At 67.1% G+C, this 19226-nt stretch carries 19 protein-coding genes and 1 pseudogene; 6 read left to right on the top strand and 14 right to left on the bottom strand.

All coding sequences use genetic code 11. The features are described 5' to 3' along the window. Positions 1 to 234: 234 nt before the first annotated feature. Complete coding sequence (locus V5P93_RS11550; RefSeq protein WP_104482814.1) at positions 235 to 1212, top strand: hypothetical protein; 978 nt, start codon at positions 235 to 237, stop codon at positions 1210 to 1212. A gap of 7 nt (positions 1213 to 1219) precedes the next feature. On the opposite strand, the gene V5P93_RS11545 is transcribed toward V5P93_RS11550, so the two are convergent. The 5 genes from V5P93_RS11545 to V5P93_RS11525 form a co-directional block, all read right to left on the bottom strand. Next, the gene (locus V5P93_RS11545; RefSeq protein WP_146108333.1) at positions 1220 to 2356 is read right to left on the bottom strand and encodes a hypothetical protein; all 1137 of its coding nucleotides are present in this window, start codon (positions 2354 to 2356) and stop codon (positions 1220 to 1222) included. 120 nt (positions 2357 to 2476) lie between these two features. Further along, complete coding sequence (locus tag V5P93_RS11540) at positions 2477 to 4333, bottom strand: hypothetical protein (protein WP_104482812.1); 1857 nt, start codon at positions 4331 to 4333, stop codon at positions 2477 to 2479. Beyond that, on the bottom strand, positions 4321 to 4809 hold the full coding sequence (locus V5P93_RS11535; RefSeq protein WP_104482811.1) for an ABC-three component system middle component 2: 489 nt from the start codon (positions 4807 to 4809) through the stop codon (positions 4321 to 4323). The genes V5P93_RS11540 and V5P93_RS11535 overlap by 13 nt, the downstream gene beginning before the upstream one ends. After that, on the bottom strand, positions 4806 to 5789 hold the full coding sequence (locus V5P93_RS11530) for an ABC-three component system protein (protein ID WP_146108332.1): 984 nt from the start codon (positions 5787 to 5789) through the stop codon (positions 4806 to 4808). The genes V5P93_RS11535 and V5P93_RS11530 overlap by 4 nt, the downstream gene beginning before the upstream one ends. A 1665-nt stretch (positions 5790 to 7454) precedes the next feature. Further along, positions 7455 to 7811, bottom strand: coding sequence for an STAS domain-containing protein (locus V5P93_RS11525; RefSeq protein ID WP_219824170.1), 357 nt, complete (start codon positions 7809 to 7811; stop codon positions 7455 to 7457). 393 nt (positions 7812 to 8204) lie between these two features. Between V5P93_RS11525 and V5P93_RS11520 the strand changes: the two genes are divergently transcribed. Together V5P93_RS11520 and V5P93_RS11515 are read left to right on the top strand one after the other, a co-directional pair. Then, entirely contained in the window at positions 8205 to 8342 is a 138-nt protein-coding gene (locus tag V5P93_RS11520) for a hypothetical protein (RefSeq protein ID WP_181043881.1), read from the top strand. Positions 8343 to 8725: 383 nt separating this feature from the next. After that, entirely contained in the window at positions 8726 to 8899 is a 174-nt protein-coding gene (locus V5P93_RS11515) for a hypothetical protein (protein ID WP_181043880.1), read from the top strand. 497 nt (positions 8900 to 9396) lie between these two features. On the opposite strand, the gene V5P93_RS11510 is transcribed toward V5P93_RS11515, so the two are convergent. Genes V5P93_RS11510 through V5P93_RS11500 form a run of 3 tightly spaced genes read right to left on the bottom strand, consistent with a single transcriptional unit; the run spans position 9397 to position 13116 of the window. Further along, entirely contained in the window at positions 9397 to 10560 is a 1164-nt protein-coding gene (locus V5P93_RS11510) for a YbhN family protein (protein WP_104482808.1), read from the bottom strand. After that, positions 10557 to 11915 (bottom strand): HupE/UreJ family protein, encoded by a 1359-nt coding sequence (locus V5P93_RS11505; RefSeq protein ID WP_104482807.1) that lies wholly within the window; start codon positions 11913 to 11915, stop codon positions 10557 to 10559. Before V5P93_RS11505 ends, V5P93_RS11510 begins: the two co-directional genes overlap by 4 nt. A gap of 1 nt (position 11916) precedes the next feature. Next, complete coding sequence (locus tag V5P93_RS11500) at positions 11917 to 13116, bottom strand: DUF3500 domain-containing protein (RefSeq protein ID WP_219824169.1); 1200 nt, start codon at positions 13114 to 13116, stop codon at positions 11917 to 11919. 278 nt (positions 13117 to 13394) lie between these two features. Between V5P93_RS11500 and V5P93_RS11495 the strand changes: the two genes are divergently transcribed. Beyond that, positions 13395 to 14024 (top strand): PepSY domain-containing protein, encoded by a 630-nt coding sequence (locus tag V5P93_RS11495; protein ID WP_181043879.1) that lies wholly within the window; start codon positions 13395 to 13397, stop codon positions 14022 to 14024. 75 nt (positions 14025 to 14099) lie between these two features. Here the strand turns inward: V5P93_RS11495 and V5P93_RS11490 are convergent. Further along, positions 14100 to 14429: pseudogene (locus V5P93_RS11490) on the bottom strand (polyprenyl synthetase family protein); the annotation flags it as partial. Between the two features lie 42 nt (positions 14430 to 14471). Next, complete coding sequence (locus tag V5P93_RS11485) at positions 14472 to 14645, bottom strand: hypothetical protein (protein WP_181043878.1); 174 nt, start codon at positions 14643 to 14645, stop codon at positions 14472 to 14474. An 82-nt stretch (positions 14646 to 14727) separates the two neighbouring features. Here V5P93_RS11485 and V5P93_RS11480 point away from each other — a divergent pair, with 82 nt between their 5' ends. Then, entirely contained in the window at positions 14728 to 15219 is a 492-nt protein-coding gene (locus tag V5P93_RS11480; protein ID WP_146108330.1) for a hypothetical protein, read from the top strand. Between the two features lie 248 nt (positions 15220 to 15467). After that, entirely contained in the window at positions 15468 to 16274 is an 807-nt protein-coding gene (locus V5P93_RS11475) for a phosphatase PAP2 family protein (RefSeq protein WP_146108329.1), read from the top strand. Positions 16275 to 16395: 121 nt separating this feature from the next. On the opposite strand, the gene V5P93_RS11470 is transcribed toward V5P93_RS11475, so the two are convergent. The 4 genes from V5P93_RS11470 to V5P93_RS11455 are packed head-to-tail and all read right to left on the bottom strand — an operon-like array spanning position 16396 to position 19128. After that, positions 16396 to 16938, bottom strand: coding sequence for a phosphatase PAP2 family protein (locus V5P93_RS11470; RefSeq protein ID WP_104482801.1), 543 nt, complete (start codon positions 16936 to 16938; stop codon positions 16396 to 16398). After that, positions 16935 to 17618: a phosphopantetheine-binding protein gene (locus tag V5P93_RS11465; protein WP_245931703.1), complete on the bottom strand. Its 684-nt coding sequence runs from the start codon at positions 17616 to 17618 to the stop codon at positions 16935 to 16937. Before V5P93_RS11465 ends, V5P93_RS11470 begins: the two co-directional genes overlap by 4 nt. Beyond that, positions 17615 to 18907 carry a salicylate synthase gene (locus V5P93_RS11460; protein WP_181043877.1) on the bottom strand — a complete coding sequence of 431 codons (1293 nt, stop codon included), beginning with the start codon at positions 18905 to 18907 and terminating at the stop codon, positions 17615 to 17617. Before V5P93_RS11460 ends, V5P93_RS11465 begins: the two co-directional genes overlap by 4 nt. Continuing rightward, positions 18907 to 19128, bottom strand: a complete 222-nt coding sequence (locus V5P93_RS11455; protein WP_104482859.1) for an MbtH family protein — start codon at positions 19126 to 19128, stop codon at positions 18907 to 18909. Before V5P93_RS11455 ends, V5P93_RS11460 begins: the two co-directional genes overlap by 1 nt. Positions 19129 to 19226 lie beyond the last annotated feature (98 nt).

The raw sequence follows: 19226 nt of genomic DNA, 5'->3' as shown, positions 1-19226 counted from the left end.
CGACCTACAACAGCGACCAACCGCAGGTCGACGACATCGTACGGCGGCCAGCTTGCTGTCCGCCATCTCAGTTTTACGTGGTTCTGCCAGACCATCAGGTGCCGACGGCCACAGCTGGCGCGGTGCTTCGAAAGTCTGGTGGAGGTGGCAAGCTCGTCGCGACGGCGAACGCAGACGGCGCGCCTGGCGCCCTCGACACCTTGGCAGACATCGCTATCTATATGGAGGTAGCACGTGGCGGGCAACAAGCAGGGCTGGCAGCCGCTCCTCGAGCGCCTGCGTTCAGGGCCCATGTTCGAGAAGTGGCACTGGCTGCAGTGGAACTTCTCGCCGCACCACGCCCATGAGCCGCCGTTCGCGCAAGTCACTCTGGAGGCCCTACTGACCTGCGACCGGATGATGAGCGGGTTCGCGGACGACATGCTTGGCCGCCTTGAACGCATCGGCGGTCGACACAAGAACCTGGACGACTACGAGCAGATCAAGCAATGGCTCGGCGAGTTGCTGGTCGTGCATCACTTCGTCAGCTACCCTTGGCCCGTCCCGGTCACCTTCGATCACGAGCCGGTGGCCGACGGTTCAAAGCAGAACCCAGAGATGACTGTGAACGCCTCAGGCTTCCGGCTGGGCATCGAGGTAAAGACACCCGACCTGCGCTCCCTCTCAGAAGGGCGCGAGACCGCAGACTGGCAGCTCTTAGACCGCATGCCCGGCATGAAGGAGGCGCTATCGGGCGAAATGATCTTGCCACGGGACAACCCGGTCAAGGACTTCCTGCGCAGTGCTGATAATAAGTTCGCCGGTTTCCGCGTCGCCGATCCCAACTTTAGGTCTGTTTTAGTAATCGTGTGGGATGACTTCGTTAATGAGCCGATCAGTGCACTACTGTCCCCGAGTTCGGGACTCCTGACATCGAACAGCTTTGACAAATTGCCCGATGGTAAGCGACGGACGTACCCGAACGTCGACGCCGTCGTACTTTTGCGTCATCAACATCAGTTTGTTGAAGGGATGGCTAACCGGCCGCCGCTCGACCAGCGCGACGACTTTATCGACTACGGCCAACCCGACAACTTCCCATTTAACTGCCTTATCGTATGTCCCGACGGCAAGACCTTAAACGAAGAGCTGAAAAAAGCGCTGAGCGCCACGCCTCCACATCAGGGGCTCGGTGCGGAATACATTCCGGCCGAGATTGTCATGTGGATTTGACAGGTGCTTAGAGCCCTGACACTGCCTGCCGCTCAAGAATTTTGTCTGTGAGTCGGATCGTCGAGACATACCAGTAGAAGATCCACTGAAAGTAGAGCTCAACATCATACTTGTTATGTTGGTCAACCTTCCGGTGATGGAGGTTGAACTTGTTCGCGATCTCGAACAACGCTCGATCGTCTTTCTGGAGGAAGTTTTCCCTGATGAGGTCACGACGTTCCTCGAGTACCCCGGCCAAGGTCACAATGGCCGCTCGCTTCTCGGTCTCCGTCGCCCTTCGTCGGCGAAACAAGTCGAGCGCGTCTAAGAAGTCGTCGTGTTGGGCTCCTCCCGAGTTGCCGTCGGCCCGGGCATTGGCGATCAGTGGTTCAAGTTCGTCACCCCCGGCGACCTCCTCGCATCGGCCACCTTCACCGAGGGCGACGCCCAAGTTGCTCTCGCCGAGGATCTCGTTAACAAGGGCCCGATAGAGCCTCTGCGCAACGCCGGTACGGAAGTCCTGATAGTGCCAGCCGCACGCCCCGTAGTTGTGAAAGTAGGCTCTCGCCGGCCTAGCGATGACGTCATGTATAATCTCGATGACGTCGCAAAGGTCATCGAGTACGTATTCAGACCACCAACGCTCGATCGGCAACAAGTCGTTGCGCCCTAAGCGCCTGTGCAGTTCATCCCACGGGGCCGAGCCTAACGTCCCGAATTGCTCGCCCGTGTCGACGCAGTTCTGCCCGAGAGCCTGAACGAGGTATCCGCGGCGCTCCAGGTCAGAGATCAGATCGCGAACCCGCCGGGCGGTCTCCCCGAGGCTCAACCGGCTGGGCTCGACGCGCTCACGGCCGCGCTGAGAGAAGTACGGTTTGGGCTTGGTCGCACGCGGGAGACGCTGAGCGTGCTCGACAAGTGCGGCCAGCCATTCGCCCTTGTCAGACTCAGCCCGGAACTCGACAGCCGGTTCTTGGGACCGAAATGCCTCCTCGAGCAGACGCTCGCATTCCTCGGACCAATTCGCGAACTTCGGCGGGTCCGAGTCGAGCAACCGCCGAACTTCCTCAACCAAGATCTCAATCGGCCAACGCAGCTCAAAGATCGAGGTACCAAAATTTTTGCGGTCCGAAGGCACTGCAATACTCCTAGACTTGTCGGCCACGGGACCTTTGCCGTGGCGGCTTCAAATCGAAGTTTCATGTAGTCTGTGAACCCGCCAGGCCGGAAGCTCGCGCGGCAGACAACGGACGATGGAATCCTAGGTGACCGCCTATGGCGCGATCTAACGTGATCGGGGGTGAGGGAACAGACCGTATCGACCGCGGTCTATGTTCTTGGTGAAGGTAATGTCTCGCCATCCAGCGCCCAGTGAGTCCGGGAGGTCCTCGTTCTCAAGGATGATGATCTGTCCGGAGAAGTTTGTGTGGACGTCAGCGAAGAACCGGCTGGCGAGGCTCGTGGTGTCCAGGACACTGCCACTATCATCAGGCTCGGCACCTGGGTCCGGGGGACGGTAGACCACCAAGGGAGAGTCGAGCACGACGACGCCGGGATGAGGAAGATTGTTGTCGAAGCAGTACTGGGCGAGGGAGATTGTGAACGCGGCGTGTAGAACGGCTCGGACGCCTTTACCGTGCGCGGTGCGCAACTGGTTGCCTGACACTACATCTTGTTCAGCGAAGCTGTAGCTTGCGCTGTCGGCGTCGTGGAAGCCCCAGGCACGCAAACGGCTCGCGATCATGTGAGAGAGAGCGTCGACGGCGCTACGTTGCAGTCCTGCGGTGGGCTTGATTGGTTTCGGCTTCGGTGCCTTCGTGACTTCGGAGCGGAGGGCCTCCAGCCGCTGGACGCGACGGATGGTGTCTGCGTCGCGTTCGAGCTGGGTGGCTGTGGCGAGCAGGTCACGCAACTCGTGCTGGCGGGGGTTGAGCAGAGAGTCGAGTCGGGCGATCTGCGCCGCGGCCTCGGCAGCTCGCCCGGTGTAGTTCTGGAGCCGCTCTGCCTTCCCGGCACGTTCGTCACGCAGCCCGGCGATGGCCTGGAGGAGGTCTTCGCGCAAGGCGGTCGTCTTGCGTTGCTCCTCGCGTACGGACTGGGAGAAGGCGGTCGTGTCCTCGGTGCAGTCTGCGTTGAGGTGCTGGTGCTCGGGCTCGGCCCCGCAGAACACGCAGCGACCCGGCGTGAAATAGCCCAGCAGCGACCCGGCTTCGCCGACAGCGTCGAGCCGATCCAAGTCCGACGTGTATTGGTCATGGAGCAACGCGAACCTCGCGTCGAGCGCGTCGAGCTCGGCGATACTGCGCCGCCCGGCTGTCACCAGCCGCTCGCTGTTGGACAGATGATGTCCCCACTGCTGCCGTGCCGCGGCCGTCTGCTCGATGGTACCAGTTGACTCGGCGATGGCCGCTCGCAACCGACCGATCCGCTCGGTGACCTGCTCGAGCGTCTCATCGGTCTTGAGTTCTCTGCGGGCCTCGGCCAGCAACTTGTCGATGACATCGTGCTTGGCTGCCTTGGACCGACGGCGCTCGGTCGGCGACTCGTTTGGCTCGAGCGCCGAGTCGTCCTCGCCCTGGAGAAGCAAGCGGAACGTGGAGATCTCTCCGGTCCGATCCGCATGCTGCCCGGTCTCGACAGGCGGGGTCCTGGCTTGGATCTTGGTCTCGTTGACCAGAAAGAAGGGAAGCAGCTTCCGCAGGCTCAGCGAAATCGTCCTGCCCGCGCCGTCCTTGCGGACAACCTTGCCATCCAGGCCGATCTTGCCCAGCACATAGCGCGAGACGCTGTCGGTCTTCTTCTTGTCGTGCGTGGCCGACAGGGAGTCGCCTCCCGCAGGCAGCGGATTGGTGCGATGGTCACCGCGGAGCAACCGGAATGCCCCGCCCTGTACAGCCCGCGCCAAGGTGACGTCCTTGCCGTCCGGGAGATGGATGCCCAGCAGCACGGTGTCGTAGCCATCGCGCTCCGGTATCTCCTTCAGAGCCGAAGCACCGAGCATGAAGTCAATGCTGTCGGCGATGTACGACTTCCCCGTGTCCGACGGGCCGCGAACCACGGTTAGTTTCGGCCCGAACTCGACCGTGGCGGGAACGACCCCCGGGCCAACAAAGGTCAGGTGCAGCAGAGTCAGCCGTTCCATGTACCTGTCCCTCTCCCGTGGTCGTCTGGCCCGCCGCCGTCGGGCCGGACGCCGAAGATCGCTGCGGTCTGGCTGCGGATCTCGCTTTCCGTGAGTGTCCCGAGCTGCTGCACTACCCATCGACTGCGGTCGCGTAGCCCGACGATGTAACTCGAAGCAAGCGCTGAGACGAAGCTATGAGCCTCGTCCCCTGCCTCGTAGCGGATGCCCACGGTCGACGCGCGCATGGTGACCAGCCCGGCGCGCACCATCACCTGCAGCCCCTGCTCGACGCTGGCGCGTCGCATACCCAACTCACCAGCATGCAGAGCATGAGCAGGGTGGATGCTCGGCGGGCCGCCGAGATCGGCTGTATGCAGCACACTGTGGTCGAGCAGGACCAAGTGGTTGATGTCTAGTTGCCCTGGATACGCCTCGGTCAGCATCACCAGGACTCGGACCCCGTATTCCAGCGGGCCGTTAAGCGGAGTTCTCACGAGTCCTCCACCCAGGTCAGCCGGTCGTCGTTGGCCAGCTGGTGGCAGACGCCTTTGCGGTCATCGATGTCGGCTACGTCGATGAGCTTGTGGCGGCTGAGGTCGAGGGTGCCCACCTGGATCAGCACCTGGCCCAGCCGCGTGTAGCCGTCCTTATGGTCGCTGTCGGCAACGTCGATGACCCCGTCATGGATGTCGTCCTGGAGCTTCTCGAAGGTGCCCTCGGGCACTGCCCCGGCAGAGTAGGCCCGCAACGACTCCGCCCTGAAGAAGCTCACCCGCTGCCGTTGCAGGTGCCTGGCCACCTTCGGCACACTGGCCACCGACTCCAGCGTGGTGATCCGGTCCGGGTGACGTTCCGTGTAAACCTCCAGCAGTTGCTGCAGGTAGCGAGTCTCCTCGGGCGTGTACTGCTCCGGAGGAGCGGCGCTGTCACCCCTCACAGGGAGCGAGGTGCCGAACCTGGCCGCGTGCCACCTCGTCCGGCCGTGTGTGATCAGAGCATCCTGGACCTCGACCGACTTGAACATGCAGAACTCAGTGTCCGCCGCCAACGCTCGCACAGCAGCAAGCGCGCCCCCATCCAAGCCTTTCACCAGCGCATCGCCTTCGACGAGTCGAGCTAGGAACTTGTTCCGCAGGTCGGTAGGGTTACCGAGCAGCATGTTGAACGGAGTTGACACCCCTCGGGGAGCCAGAAACTGATAGGTGTCGGGCAGGGAGTACGCCCCGTCAATCACCGACACGAAGACCTTCAAGATCTCACCGGCGGCCACGCTGAAATTGATCGGCGTCTCGTAGTGCTTGGCTTGAAAGCAGTCCCACGGCCCCTCGAACTGCCGGTCGGTCTTGAACCCGACGACGTCCGCGCCCCTGTCCCCCGCACCCCCCAGCCGCTTGATCTGGACGTAGTCCACGTCCAGCGCGGTAGCCCACTCGCGGATAAACTCCTCCCACTCATCGGGCGAGAACATCCGCATGCGCATCCCCGGCGGGACAGGAGCGCCCTCCAAGGCCACCGACGGGATCGGGTCCGCGGGCACAGCCATAGCACTGAGCGCCACCCGCGCGCCTACCTGCCGTTGCTCCGTAGCCACCTCGCGCCCCACCCTGTTGTCCCGACCGACTGGCCCAGCCTATCCAGGAGGAGCCGAGCACGAAGGGTGTGGCAACAACTAGCGAATCCCCAATCGGGCGGACTTTGTCTGGGAGGGGAGTAGGGCGGGCGCCTCACCGGCACCTCCAACAGGGACGATCAGCGCGCGCTGGGACACCCCGTGTCACGCCACAGGGCACCCGTGAACTGTCGGTCTCATCGCCTACTCTGGTTACCTCAACACGGCGGGCAAGTAGCAAAGGAGCTGCCATGACGATCCCACGATCCGACGCCGCAGCATGGCTGCCGCAACCCGTCTCACCCGAGACCCACCAGGCCGGACGGCGACTGGTCGCGCAGTGGCTCGACACGCAGCAGCGGCGCACCGGTGCGCCGCCAGTGCTGTTCACCGACGAACTGCGAATCGGTTCGACGGCTTGCTGGACACGTTCACGCGCGGTACCACCCACTTCAGCCTCCGCAGCGGCCCGCAGACCACGGGCCCCGTCTTGGCATACCGACCGACATTCAAGGCCCTTCGCGCAGCCCAACGAACGGCATCGTCGGCCATCTGCGTGTGGGAACACAGAGACACCCCGATTTAGGACTGGGCAGGCCAGGTCGGAGCGGTCGACCTGACCACCGGGCTGCCTAGTACCACAAACCAAACCCTCGAGGAGCACCTTGACCAACTGGTGTTCGCCGGGAACAACGGCTAGGCCGACAAGCCAGGCCTTCGCGACGCCCGCCGAATCCTCACCGACCTCCACCACCTCGGCTTGCCCACCGACACCATCCCCAGCAGCATGGCCGCGCATACAAGCCTCTCCGCCGAAGCGATACAACGCATCGCCACGCTCCTCGCCTCCTTGCCTGCCCAGCTCTCCACCCCTACCGAGCCAACCTGAACCAACTGTGACCTCTTCCGGTCCTTGCGAGACGTGCCCCATGCGGGAGCAAAATGGGGAGCAAACGGGGAGCAAGTATGCGCCATAAACGGCCTTCAACTACATTCAACGACTCTGAACGAAACCGTGTTGACCTGCGGAAGCATCACATCCGCAGGTCAACACGATATGCCGTACATAGTTCACACCGAAGGGGTCACTGGTTCGATCCCAGTATCGCCCACTGGTTATATTTGCAGGTCAGCGCCCCGCCAACGGATCACGTTGGTGGGGCGTTGATCGTTTCGGGGAGCACGTGGGGAGCTGCGTGATCTGACCCCAATCGCCATACCGAAGGGGTCAGGCCGTTTTCGTTGGCACAGCGTCGTTTCCGGGTCGCAGCCAGCACACCTCCTGCTCGCGGCAGATGATCACGGGCGCGACCAGCGCGTTCTCGAGCTATCGGCCGATGATGCCATGGTGGCTGGCGCCATCCCTGACGGAATCGGTCAGCCGCAGACGTCGAGGGTCGCGCTGGCCCGGATCGACCTAACGTGGTGAACTGTGATGCAGATCATGATCTTATGCGCCTAGGTGTGATTGACGTGGCGCGGTCGCGTTCGTAGGCGTCGGTACCTGATCGACGTCACTCACGCATAGAATCAACCCCGTTCGACATCCACGGCGGCGTGTTCCTCGGCGAGGGTGAGTACATGTTCCAGGCTGCTGACGGTGATGGCACGCCGCGTCACGCTGCCCTTCGGGGTGACCACGACGAGTCCGCTGCCGGTTGTCCGGGCCCGCTGGTTGGCTGAGACCAGGGCGGCGAGTCCGGCTGAGGCAAGGAAAGTGACCTCGGTGAAGTCGACGACCACCACCGGGGGCGCCGGGTCATGGGTCAGGGCGGTGTCAAGGGCGTCGGTCAAGGTCGACACGGTGCCCATGTCGACCTCACCGCGAGCGTGCAGGACGGTTCGGTCCGGCGTCTGCTCGATCGACACCGTGAACAGGATGGACATGCCGGTGCCTCCACTCCGTGCGGTGAGGGCAGCTGGCTGCTCAACCGCCCGGATAGGTGACCTGAGTTTATCCATTCACGTTTCGCGATGCATGACTGGCGGCGGCGGTGCCTCGGTTCCCTAGCCGCGAGTCGCGGTCGGTGCCACTGCCGACACGCCTGGTCGGAGATTCGACCCATCCGCTGGTACGGTGCCCCCGCGATCACGGGCGCCGACAACCACACCGATGGCGCACGGCCGCCGCGAGCGGAACGCGGCCCGGGCCGTGCTGGAGGACCACCGCGTGGGCCTGATCACCGACCGCGTCCACGAGGAGGCCGGCCGCGTCGCCGGTGGTCGCCTGCTTCGCCCGGTCTTGGTTCCCTGGTCCGCTCGCGACGACTTGGAAGACCTGTGCGACGCCCCCTGGCCATCCGGCGCGACTGGGCGGGCGACGTCCGCGGCTGCGGGATCGACTCCGGTTACCACTTGGTCGAGGAAGCCCTCACCGAACGCGCCACCGCCCTGAGCGCCTTTCTCCAGGCGAGGTAGCCCAGGCATTTGATCCCCTCAACTCCGCCCTCGACTGCGATTCACATTGTTAGTTGGTTCGCGATGCGGTTGTTCGGCTTTGCGCGAGGGCAATAGAAATACTTCTCGGCGGGTGATGTGTGTCCGCTACGAACCTCTGACTTGCGGTAGTCGATGCCTCGTGCTGAAGGACGGAGAACCCAGCCGAATTCCTTTACGAAGCCCGGGTGGAGCCGATTATCGCCCGTCCCGGTGGCCGGTTCACTCGGTTGGGTGTTTGTCTTTTGTGGCGTCGTGGCGGTGTATCCCCTCGCGCCTATAATGCGCCCGGCAGGCAGTATTCGGTTTGGTCGGCGCGTTCATGCGCCGGCGTGAAAGGACTTGTTCGATGGCTTGGATTCGTCGTGTACCGGTCGATGAAGGGCTCCGCGCAGCAGGTCATCGCTGCGGGCACCGCGGTCCTGCTGGCGTTCTTCGCCGTACGGCTGGTCCCCGCGCCCGCGGTGGCCCTCGGGGTGGCGGTGTTGGCCGGGCTGTTGATCGGGAAGTTGTCGGTCTTCGGCGAGAGCGGCAAGTGAATCGGCGTCTCCGCCGTACTCGTACTGACCATCGGCGGGGCCACCCGCGAAGTGATGCTGTTGGGCCGCTTGGTCGAGACCGCGATGGGCGCGGTGATTGGCAGCCTGATCAGCGCCCTCGTGCTGCCACCGACGTACGACCGCTGGGCACGTACCACCACCGCCGAACTCGCGGGCGAACTCCGCGCGGTCCTGTCCGGACTCGCTGACATCCTGCATGCTGGCGACCACCCCAGCGATCCTCACGAGTTGATCCGGCGGACCCAGCAGTCCGAGCACCTCGTCCGGCACGCCGAGCAGGCCGTCCGGTTGAGCACGGAGGCGGCGCGGAACCATGGAGTTTGTCCTTGTGGACGCCGACGGTGTCGGGAAGGGCCGGGACTTGTGTCTCGGTTGAGCGCGACTTGTGCTCCTGCTGGAGCGGTGGCTGGCCCCATGGTGGTGCGCACGGCGGTTATGGAGTCGAGATGGTGGATAACGCTGCGACCGCTTGTTGGTCAGGGAGCGTTGTTGCCGTTGTGTGCGGCAGGTTTGGTGTTGAGGGTGAACCAGGTGGCGAGGCCGGGTGGGATGACGAGCCAGCAGGACAGGAGCCGGTAGACGAGGGTGATCGCGGCGGCGGTGGCGATGCCTGTGCCGAGGAGGCCGAGGCCCGCGATGAGGCTGACCTCGATCACGCCGATTCCGCCGGGGCTCATTGGGATCTGCCGGACGAGCTGGATGCCGAGGTAGAGCAGGCCGAGGTCGACGGGTGACATGGTGACGTCGAAGGCCGCGGTGACGGTGATGAGGCAGAGCAGGTCGGCGGTCCAGTTGGCGGAGGCGTAGCCGAGTCCGGACAGCCACGACCGGAGCGGGACCGAGCGCATGCCGCGTAGCGCGGCCCGGACCGAGACGAGCGCGCGGTGGGTGCGCGTGGCGTCCGGCGGGGTGGGGCTGCTGTCGTTCTCCCGCACGGGTGGCCGGGCCGGTCCTCGGGTGCGGCTGTTGTGGACGGCGACCGCGGCTGCCGCGCCGATGGCCAGCAGGGCGGGCAGGAGGGTGTGCCAGGGTTGAGCGAGGGTCCAGCGGACCGCGAGCCCGCCGAGGTAGATGCTCGCGAGTCCCAGTGCGGACACCACCCCGGAGGCGACGGTGACGGTGGCGGTGGTCGTCCGGCTCGCACCGAATCGGCGGTATTGCTCGACGGCGAACAGTGCGGAGACGACCGTGCCCGCGGGCAACGTCATCGACATCGCGGACCGGCTGTAGGTGATGGCCAGCATCGACCCGGTCGGCACGCGCACCCCGAACCCGGCGAGCAGTGCCTGCTGCTGCTTGGCGAACATCCACAGCGAACCTACCTGCAAGCAGGCGGCCAGCAGGATCAGCGGTAGGTCGACCGCGGTGAACGCCTCCACCAGGCTCGACCACGATGGCAGGCTCCGCACGGCGAACCACCCCGCGGCCACCAGGGCAAGGACCACAAGAGTCGACCGCACCGCCCCGGCGAGGGCGCGCGGTCGGGAGTGGGGCTCGCCCGAGGTCGGTCGCGACTCCTCGGACTCCTGGCTGGAGGCACATGGCTCCGGGCGGGTGGCGGGGGTGGGGATCGACATCGGCCCGAGGACGCTCGTCACGGGGCGCGGCGCGGGCGGCGATGCGAGGGCGGGCGTTGTCATGGGTCAACTGTCACTGCTCGGCCTGTGCCGGTCATGGACGGTTCCTGTGTGCCTGCTGTGAGCGTCGGCGTGGTCGCGGGCAGGCGCAGGCGCTTGACCGCGTACGCGCCGACGGACAGCGCGATGAGTCCGCCTGCCAGCGGCACGGGGTGGTCGACGAGAAGGTCCCCGAGTGGTTCGAGCGGGTTGCCCGCGAGCAGTCCGGAGCGTTCGGCGAACCACGCGGCGGCCAGCAGGGCGCCGACGGTGGCGGCTGTGACGCGCGCGTGGGTGTAGAGGGTGGTGCGGCTGAGCAGTACCAGCGACGGCATGACGAGAGCGACCACGAGGAGCTGGGTGAGTTCGATGCCGACGTTGAACCCGAGCAGGGTGAGCACGAGGTTGGCGCGGGTGAGATCAAGCTCGGCGAGCAGCGCGGCGAACGCGAGGCCGTGCAGCAGGCCGAACGACCCTGCGATGAACACCTCGCCGCGACGCACGATCGGCCGGATGGCGTGGATCGCCGAGACCAGCACCGACAGCGCGATCCCGCTCTCCACCAGCCGGGTCGGCAGGTGGATCAAGCCGGTGGCGCCGAGCACGAGGGTGATGGAGTGGCCCGCGGCGAACGCGGTGACGACGTGCACCACCCGCAGGGCGGCGCGGCGCGGGTCGGCGCGGCGGGTCCAGCGCCTGCCGCCCGCGACGAGCGGGGCGGGCAGCAACAGCATGATGAGGAACAGCAGGTGGTCGCTGCCCCCGCCGATGTGCTCGACACCGAGTTCGACCGAGGAGAGGAACCCGGTCGCGGCGACGGGCTCGGCGGCGGTGACCACGACGCTGGTGGTCTGCCAGGACAGCATCGCCAGCGTGGTGTAGTCGCCGGCGTGCCCGTCGCGGGCCGAGACGAACGCGCGGTGGGAGACGAGCTGGTCGATGACCGCGTCGTAGGCGAAGGTGAACTCGCCCACCGTGCCGGTGGCGGGGGTGAGGGTGGCGTCGAGGAGGAGGTGGTCGACGCCGTCGACGCTCTCGACCCGGCCGCCGCCCACACCGGTGCTCCAGGTCTGCCCGTCGGTGCCGGTGGCCGACATGTGGTGTTGGACGTAGGCGCGCAGGTGGGCGATCGTGTCCGGGGCGAGCACGGTATCGGCGGTGTAGGTGGTGCCGAGGGCGACGTCGAGCTGGTCGATCGGCAGCTGGACCGTGGCGGTGACTTCGTCGGTGTCGACGTCGAGCAGGACGGCGCTGGTGCTCAAGGGGTGCGCCGACGCCCGCACGGTTGCGAACAGCAGCAACGCGATCAGCGTGCCGAGTACCGGCAGGAGCCTGCGGGCGACGGTCACCGGCCCGAGCGGCCGGATCGGTGCGGGCATGTCAGGAGCTGGGGTTGGAGCTGCCGTAGTCGTCGTTCTTGTCGCGGAGCACACCGTGGTAGTGCACGTCGGGGGTGCTGCGGCTGCGGGTGTTGACCAGCTCGATCCACACCCGGGGGCCGTCGACGCGCAAGTAGGTGCTCTCGCCGTCGACGCTGGTGTTGTTGGCGTAGGCGAGGTGGGTCTGCTCCAGCGCCGACTCGTAGGTCGACAGCAGCGACGCGGCCTCGCCGGGCGCGGCGTCCTCGACCCAGGCGGCGATCGCGGCCCGCACCAACGGTTTCTGGTCGGCCGACAGCTCGCTGACCGCAAGTCCCTCGGGGGTGGGGAACTTGCCGCTGTCCACGCCGGGGCCCATCATGATGTCGTTGACGGTGGCCGACAGCTTGGCTTTGGCGTCTTGGGCGTCGGTGAGCGAGTCGAACACCGCGAACGCCGTACCCGCCTTCTCCTTCATCGGCTCGACGGCGGTGTTGTCGATGGTGAAAGCCTTCGGTTCGGTGCCGGTGAAAGCCGGGGTGACGCTGGCCGTGCCGGACTTGTAGGTGTAGTTGCGGGCCAGGTGGTGACCGCCGAACTGGACCATGAACGGCTCGGTCGCCGACGGTGTCCCGTACACGGCGACGTAGTAGTTCCCGTCACCGAAACTGTCGTTGCCGCTGGTGCTGTTGGCCTGCAACCAGTCATCGGCCCGCTGGATCGCCTCGACCTGCGCGTAGCCCTTGGCCGACAACATCGTCTTCACCACGGCCATCGCCGCGGACTTCGACGCCTCGCTCAGGTCGGTCAACGCGATTCCCTTGCGCGGTACGTTCGACGCCGGGAAGTTCGACCAGGTCTGCCGTGACACGTTGTCGGTGAAGTCGAACGTCGCGGTGTCCTTCTGCTCGTCGCTCAGCGTCGACAGGAACGACTGCACCGCGGTCACCACTTCGGCGGTGTTGGCACCGGAGGCGTTCTCGCCGTCGGTATCCAGGTCCACCGCGGTGAACGTCTGCTGCCCACCACCACCGCCCCCGGCGCCGCCGGGTCCCCGCGCACCCGACGACGTGGTCGCCGTGGTCCCTGTCGAACTGTCGGTGCCGCACGCGGTCAACACGAGGGCCGCCACCGCCAACCCCGCCGTGGTCACCACGACCCCCCGGCCACGACGACCCGTCCGGACTTTCGGCACCAACTCCTGGTACCCGATCGCCGGCACCGGCCCATCGATACCTGGATGTCGAGTCGACACAGGATCTCCTCCAGCCGGGTTCGCTCGGCTCGTCCGCTGCGCGGTATCCAAGAGGAAGCGCGACATCCAATGTAGGAAGCGATCGTGTGCGGCCGCTGCGCACGGCGTGGAGGACCACCCGGAAGGGTGACATCGACGCCGGTCGGCTCGTAGGCGGTTCCCAGGCCGCGCACAGCACCACCACAGCCAAGGTCCTCAGGATGGTGTCATCGGCTCGACAGCAGCCGCACATGGAGGAGCCCGAAATGAACCTACCCCGTCGTGGAATCCGCCGATGGACCGGCATCGTCGCCGCGGGCACTGTCATCACAGGCGGTCTCCTGCTCGGCATCATCAGCACCGCCAGTGCCCAGAACGAGACCACCGCGCCCACGACGACCTCGGCAGCGCCCCAGTCCACCGACAGCTTCGACCACGATGGCAAGGGCAACCGCTCCAACGAGACCCCGCTCACCGGCGCCGACGCCGACAAGGCAAAGGCCGCCGCCCTGGCGAAGTACCCCGGCGCGACCGTCGACCGCGTCGAAACCGATTCCGACGGCGTCTACGAAGCCCACATCACCACCACCGACGGCAAGCACGTGACCGTCGAGATGGACAAGAACTTCACCATCACCGGCGAGGAGACCGGACACGGCGGTGGTCACGGCGGTCGTGGGAACGCCAACGAGACCCCGCTCACCGGCGCCGACGCCGACAAGGCAAAGGCCGCCGCCCTGGCGAAGTACCCCGGCGCGACCGTCGACCGCGTGGAAACCGATTCCGACGGCGTCTACGAGGCCCACATCACCACCACCGACGGCAAGCACGTGACCGTCGAGATGGACAAGAACTTCACCATCACCGGCGAAGAGACCGGACACGGCCCCAAGTAGCCCACCACGTGAACCCGACCGCCCGGTGACCCCTCGCGACCGGTCACCGGGCGGCGTGACCAGGTGCCTGCCCGCCTAGGGCAGGACGTCGAGCGGCGCGAGGCCCATGCGCAGCGGCGTGGCGATGTAGTAGGCGCCGTTCTTGTACCGCGCGATCCGCAGTTCCGCGGTGTCCGGCAGACCGTCAACAACGCGGTCGACCAGCCTTGGCACAGCACCCCAAAGGGCGATCGAGCAGACATCGCTGTAGCGGGTGGGTTCGCCATACCATCCTGCCCGCTTGTGGTGCGCGGCCAGCCGGGCTCGCGCGGTGGGCCTGCCGCGCCGCGTCAGGCCGCCGTCCATCACGTCGTCGTAGAGCATGCGGACGGTCTGGATGACCTCCAGGGCCCCGCCCATGGTGTCGACGGTGTGCGGGTCGCCCGTACCGCCTGCCGCGCGCCACCCCTAGTAGCAGAACCGGGACCGAGGCCGCTTCCCGACGGGGTTGGCGACCAGGTCCCGCGCCGGGTCGAAGTGTTCGGTCAGCCCGAACCGGGTGAACACCCGCACGTGCTGGCGGAGGAACCGGTCGATGAGTGTCCCTACCCGGTCGCCGACATCGGTGGACTGGTCGGACATCGCCTCTCCCGCGGTTTCTTACGGACATCGGTCTACCGGCCTGGGGAACCGGGTGTCGTGTTTGGCCCGGGGTGTCGAACGCGTGGCGGTGATTGCCGAGCCGGAGTGCGGAGAACACCGCGATGCGCGGCGATGGCGCCACACCCGTTTCCCTGCCGGTGTATTGGTCCTGCCTCTGCCTGCGGAGAGCTGGGCGCGACAAGCGTCCGGGTGCTCGGTGACCGATCATAGCCGCTGGCGCACTCGCAAGCCGTCGGAGCAGTGCTGTGCGTCGATGGAAAGGGGGGTCTTCGCTGTGGGATCGGGTGAACTGGATGTCTTGCTGGGTGGGTTGTTCGCTGTGTGCGGCCAGAGTGCACGGTGGACGTTGATGTCGGTGGTTGGAGAGTTGGTTCTGGTGTCGGAGACGAACGCGCCCTCCGGTGATCTTCCGTTGTCGTTCTCGGTTCCGGAGCAGTTCCGGTCGATCGATTTCGCGGTGTCGGCTGAGGACAACACGAACCACGCCGGGGCGACTGCACACCACTTTGAAGCCGCCCGGTTGCGGACCATTCGTGATCTCGTCCAGGTCTGAGAACCCTGTCGGCGTGTCAGGCCCTTGACCACCTGGACTCGCGATCAAGTCGATCCTCGTGCTTTCTGAGGCCACTTTGGACACATCGTCGTGCGGGTCAGGCTGTCATCAACCAGCGCGGTGTTGCTCACGCCGACGCGTTGGGAACTTCTGTGTTCCCTGCGCCGGGGCATTGTTTGTCGACCTTTCGGGTGAAGGTGGGTCTGTTGGGCCGGGGGCGTGGGCACTCCGAGGGGGTGAAGGGCGCGATGGGTGGGTCCGATGCCAGGTTCGGCGTGCGGACGGTGTTGGCGCTGATGTCCCTGACACTGGTCGCCATCCCGTTCGGCCTGGTGTTGTTCCTCGTCCAGGACAAGTGGTCGCCCTTGCTGTCGGCGGACAACGGGCTCCGTGACGGTCTGCACCGGTTCACCACGGAACACCCGTGGTTCGCCGGGGTGATGCGGTTCCTGAGCACGGTTGGCTCGGCCCCGGTGTACTTCGTCGTGTTCGCGGTCGTGACCGGATGGCTGCTGTACCGGCGACTCCCCCGCCTGGCCGCGTTCGCCGTCGTCGCCGAGGTCGGTGGGGCGGTGCTCAACCAGGTGGTCAAGACCCTGGTGCACCGGGCCCGGCCGATCGTGGTGGACCCGGTCGCGCACTTCTCCGGCATGAGCTTCCCGAGTGGACACGCGCAGTCCGCTGTCGTGTCGTATTCGTTCCTGCTGCTGGTGTTCCTCCCCGCGATGAGCATCTCCTGGCGCCGGATCGCCGCGGGGGTCGCGGTGGTCATGGTGCTGGGCATCGGCGTGTCGCGGGTGGCGCTCTCGGCGCACTACGCTTCCGATGTCCTGGCGGGTTACATCCTGGGTGCCGCGTGGGTGATCGCGATGACCGCGACGTTCAGCGCGTGGCGCCGGGAGCGTGGCCGGAACGGGGTGCGGCCGAGCGAGGGCCTGGCCCCGGAGGACGCCGCTCGGCTCACCCCGGCAGCGCTCCCCGAACCGCGGCCCGCGGCCGACCGGGAGTCCGCGGCGGACGCCACTCGGCCCGGATCCGGGGATTCCCGGCAATAGGACGGAATATTCCACGGCGTTGGCCGCGCTATGCCCCGCTGATCGACTGCATCACGGCCAATCGCCGGAGGCGCCGGTTCGGCCACGGGTTCGGCCGTGCGATCCGGGTCGCCTCGGTGTGTCAGTCCCGGGTGGTGACGAGCGGGCGGGGAATCCGGTCGACCAGGAAGCGGTGGGCCCACCGGCCGGTCACGCCGATCGCGGCGCCGATGAGGAATCCGATGAGGACGTCATGCGGGTAGTGCGCACCCAGGTAGACGCGGGAAACGCCGACCAGCACGGTGATGGCGGTGGCGGTCAGGCCCAGGGCTCGGTCGGTCAGCAGAATCGCCGCGGCTGCCGCGGCGGCGATCGTGGCGTGGTTGCTGGGCATCGAGAAGTCGGTGACGTAGTCGCACGGTGCGACGGTGGGCAGGTGCAGGACCTGACACGGTCGGGGTTCGCGCACCAGCACCTTCACCAGGTTGCTCACCCCGTAGGCCAGCAGGACGGCCACCGGCGCCCAGACCGCCGTCGCGCCTGCCGCCGGGGACCGGTTTCGGGCCCGCCGCCAGGCCACCACCATCAGCAGGGCCAGCAGCACGAGCGCCCCGTTCGTGTAGAGCGACGCGATCGTGTGCAGCCACGGGGTGCGTTCGGCGAACCCCAGCATCGTCGTGGTCACGCGCGGTTCCCCGGCCGGACCAGCCGGATGGCGATGGGCAGCAGGGACACCACGACGATGGCCGCGGTGATCGGCAGCAGGTAGGTGTCGACGTTCGGGATGGCGCTGCCAAGCAGGCAACCCGCGATCGTGACACCGAGCGTCCACAGCAGTCCGCCGAGGACCTGCCAGCGGGTGAACACCTTCGCGGGCACCCCGGTGAGCCCGGCGAGCGGGTTCAGCACCGTCCGCACCACCGGAATGAACCGGGCCAGCACGATCGCCTTCCGGTGCCCGTACGACTCCAGGAACCGCCTGCTGCGCGTGACACCGTTGTGCAGGTGCGCGGCGACCCCGCCAAGGCGCTGGCCGGGGGCTCGGCCGAACCAGTAGGCGTGCTGCAGCACGGCCAACGGGAACGAGCCGTCCGGATCGGGTTCGCGGGCGGGCGCCGCGGGCTCGGCGGCGGTGCCCGCGCGGTCGGCCAGCAGCGCGGCCCACGCGCCGAGGGTCGGGTTCGCGGCCAGTTCGGCGAAGTCGACGGCGAAACCCGCCCGGCGCCACGTGCCGACCAACCTCATCAGCGCGATCGAGTCCAGGCCCAGCTCGAACAGGTTGGTGTCCGCGGTGATGTCCTCGGGCTCCTCCTCCGTCGACTCGGCGACCGCGGCCAGCAGGGCGGCGTAGTCCACGGCGCTCACCTCGCGGCTCCCCTCGGCTCGGCGGGCACGAGGAACCGGGAGACGCTGCGCAGCTTCTCGCAGGTCTCCGTCCACTCGCGTTCCGGTGTGGACAGTGCGATGACGCCCGCGCCCGCGCGCAGCCGGGTCCGGCCGCCCGCGCTGAACACGGTGCGCAGCACCAGGGCGGCGTCGAGGGCGCCGTCGGAGCCGACGGTCAGCACGGCGCCGCTGTAGAGGCCGCAGCGCGGCTCGTGCCTGCCGATGGTCTCGACCGCGGCGGCCTTGGGGCTGCCGGAGGCGGTGATGGACGGGAAGAGCGCGGCGAACGCGTCCCAGGCGGTGCGCCCGGCGGCCAGTTCGCCGCGCACGCGGGAGGCCAGGTGCTGCACGCTGCCGCGCTCGCGCACGGTCATGAACTCCTCGACCCGCACCGACGCGGGCACGCACACCCCGGACAGCTCCTCCTGGGCGAGCTTGACCGAGATCGCGTGCTCGAAGATCTCCTTGGGGTCGGCGAGCAGCTCCCGGCGGGTGGCCTGGTCGCGCGCGGGATCGCCGACCAGGGCGCGGGTCCCGGCCAGCGGCCGGGTGGACACCCGCCCTGACGGGTCCACCTCGACCACGGTCTCCGGGCTGAACCCGGTCGCGCGCAGGCCACCGAGGTCGAGCAGGAACGAGCGGGCCGGGGTGTTGCCACGCCGCCCGGCGAGGTAGGTGGCCGGGAAATCGATCTCCGTGGACACCGGGACGACCCGGGACAGGATGACCTTGTCCGGCCCGCCCGCCCGGATGTCGCGGACGGTCTCGGCGATCGCGGCCAGGTAGGCCGGGTCCGGCGCCTCCGGGTCGGCCAGACCGGCGGCCGGGGCGGGCCACGGCCGGTCGTCGACCGCGGGCGGTCCCGCCGGGACGGCGTCGTGCTCGCCGTCCCGGCCGATGGGCAGCTCGTGGGTGGGGATCACCAGGTCGAGCAGCGGGCCGTCGGCGTGGCCGAGGTGCAGCAGGCGGGCGAGTTCGAACGCGGCCCAGCCGTAGGCGCGCCAGGTCGGCAGACCGGTGTCGGCCAGCAGCTCCGCCACTTGGCGCAAGGGGTCTGAGCCCAGCGGGACGCGCCACTCCCCTGCCGAGGTGGTCCACGTGATGCCCGCGCCGTCCATCCGCAACCGGGCGCGGGAGCCCGCGGCCAGGACCCACCGGGCATCGCGCTCGTAGAGCACGAACGGCGGCTCGGCGCGGCTCGCCGCCACCGCGGCGACGAGTAAGGGGTCGGCCACCGCCGTGGCGACCGCCTGCGGGATCGCGGTCACTAGTCCTGCCCCGATGCCATGCGCTCGACCAGGCTCAGCGGGCGCAGGTCGGTCCAGACGCGGTCGACGTAGTCCACACAAGACGCCCGGTCCGCGGGGCCGTACACGGCGGTCCAGCCCGCCGGGACGTCGGCGAACACCGGCCACAGGGAGTGCTGGTCCTCGGCGTTGACCAGGACGAGGAACGTCCCGTCCTCGTTGTCGAACGGATTGGTGGACATCGGCGTGCTCCTCGAACGGTCCCGGCTGCGGGCAGGCGGCATCCGCCGAGCGCGGCACGCACGGCAGGCACCTGGGGTTGGCCACGCCGACGAAATCG

Origin of the sequence: Actinokineospora auranticolor, assembly GCF_041897805.1 — a bacterium.
Lineage (GTDB): Bacteria > Actinomycetota > Actinomycetes > Mycobacteriales > Pseudonocardiaceae > Actinokineospora > Actinokineospora auranticolor.
Note: the sequence above shows the minus strand (reverse complement) of the source record. Positions and strands in the feature narration are given on the sequence as shown.

What these genes read in the sequence shown, in the direction of transcription:
- V5P93_RS11540 (WP_104482812.1), bottom strand. Translation starts at nt 4,333, where the DNA reads ATGGAACGGCTGACTCTGCTGCACCTGACCTTTGTTGGCCCGGGGGTC.
- V5P93_RS11530 (WP_146108332.1), bottom strand. Translation starts at nt 5,789, where the DNA reads ATGCGGATGTTCTCGCCCGATGAGTGGGAGGAGTTTATCCGCGAGTGG.
- V5P93_RS11525 (WP_219824170.1), bottom strand. Translation starts at nt 7,811, where the DNA reads ATGTCCATCCTGTTCACGGTGTCGATCGAGCAGACGCCGGACCGAACC.
- V5P93_RS11510 (WP_104482808.1), bottom strand. Translation starts at nt 10,560, where the DNA reads ATGACAACGCCCGCCCTCGCATCGCCGCCCGCGCCGCGCCCCGTGACG.
- V5P93_RS11505 (WP_104482807.1), bottom strand. Translation starts at nt 11,915, where the DNA reads ATGCCCGCACCGATCCGGCCGCTCGGGCCGGTGACCGTCGCCCGCAGG.
- V5P93_RS11495 (WP_181043879.1), top strand. Translation starts at nt 13,395, where the DNA reads ATGAACCTACCCCGTCGTGGAATCCGCCGATGGACCGGCATCGTCGCC.
- V5P93_RS11485 (WP_181043878.1), bottom strand. Translation starts at nt 14,645, where the DNA reads ATGTCCGACCAGTCCACCGATGTCGGCGACCGGGTAGGGACACTCATC.
- V5P93_RS11475 (WP_146108329.1), top strand. Translation starts at nt 15,468, where the DNA reads ATGGGTGGGTCCGATGCCAGGTTCGGCGTGCGGACGGTGTTGGCGCTG.
- V5P93_RS11455 (WP_104482859.1), bottom strand. Translation starts at nt 19,128, where the DNA reads ATGTCCACCAATCCGTTCGACAACGAGGACGGGACGTTCCTCGTCCTG.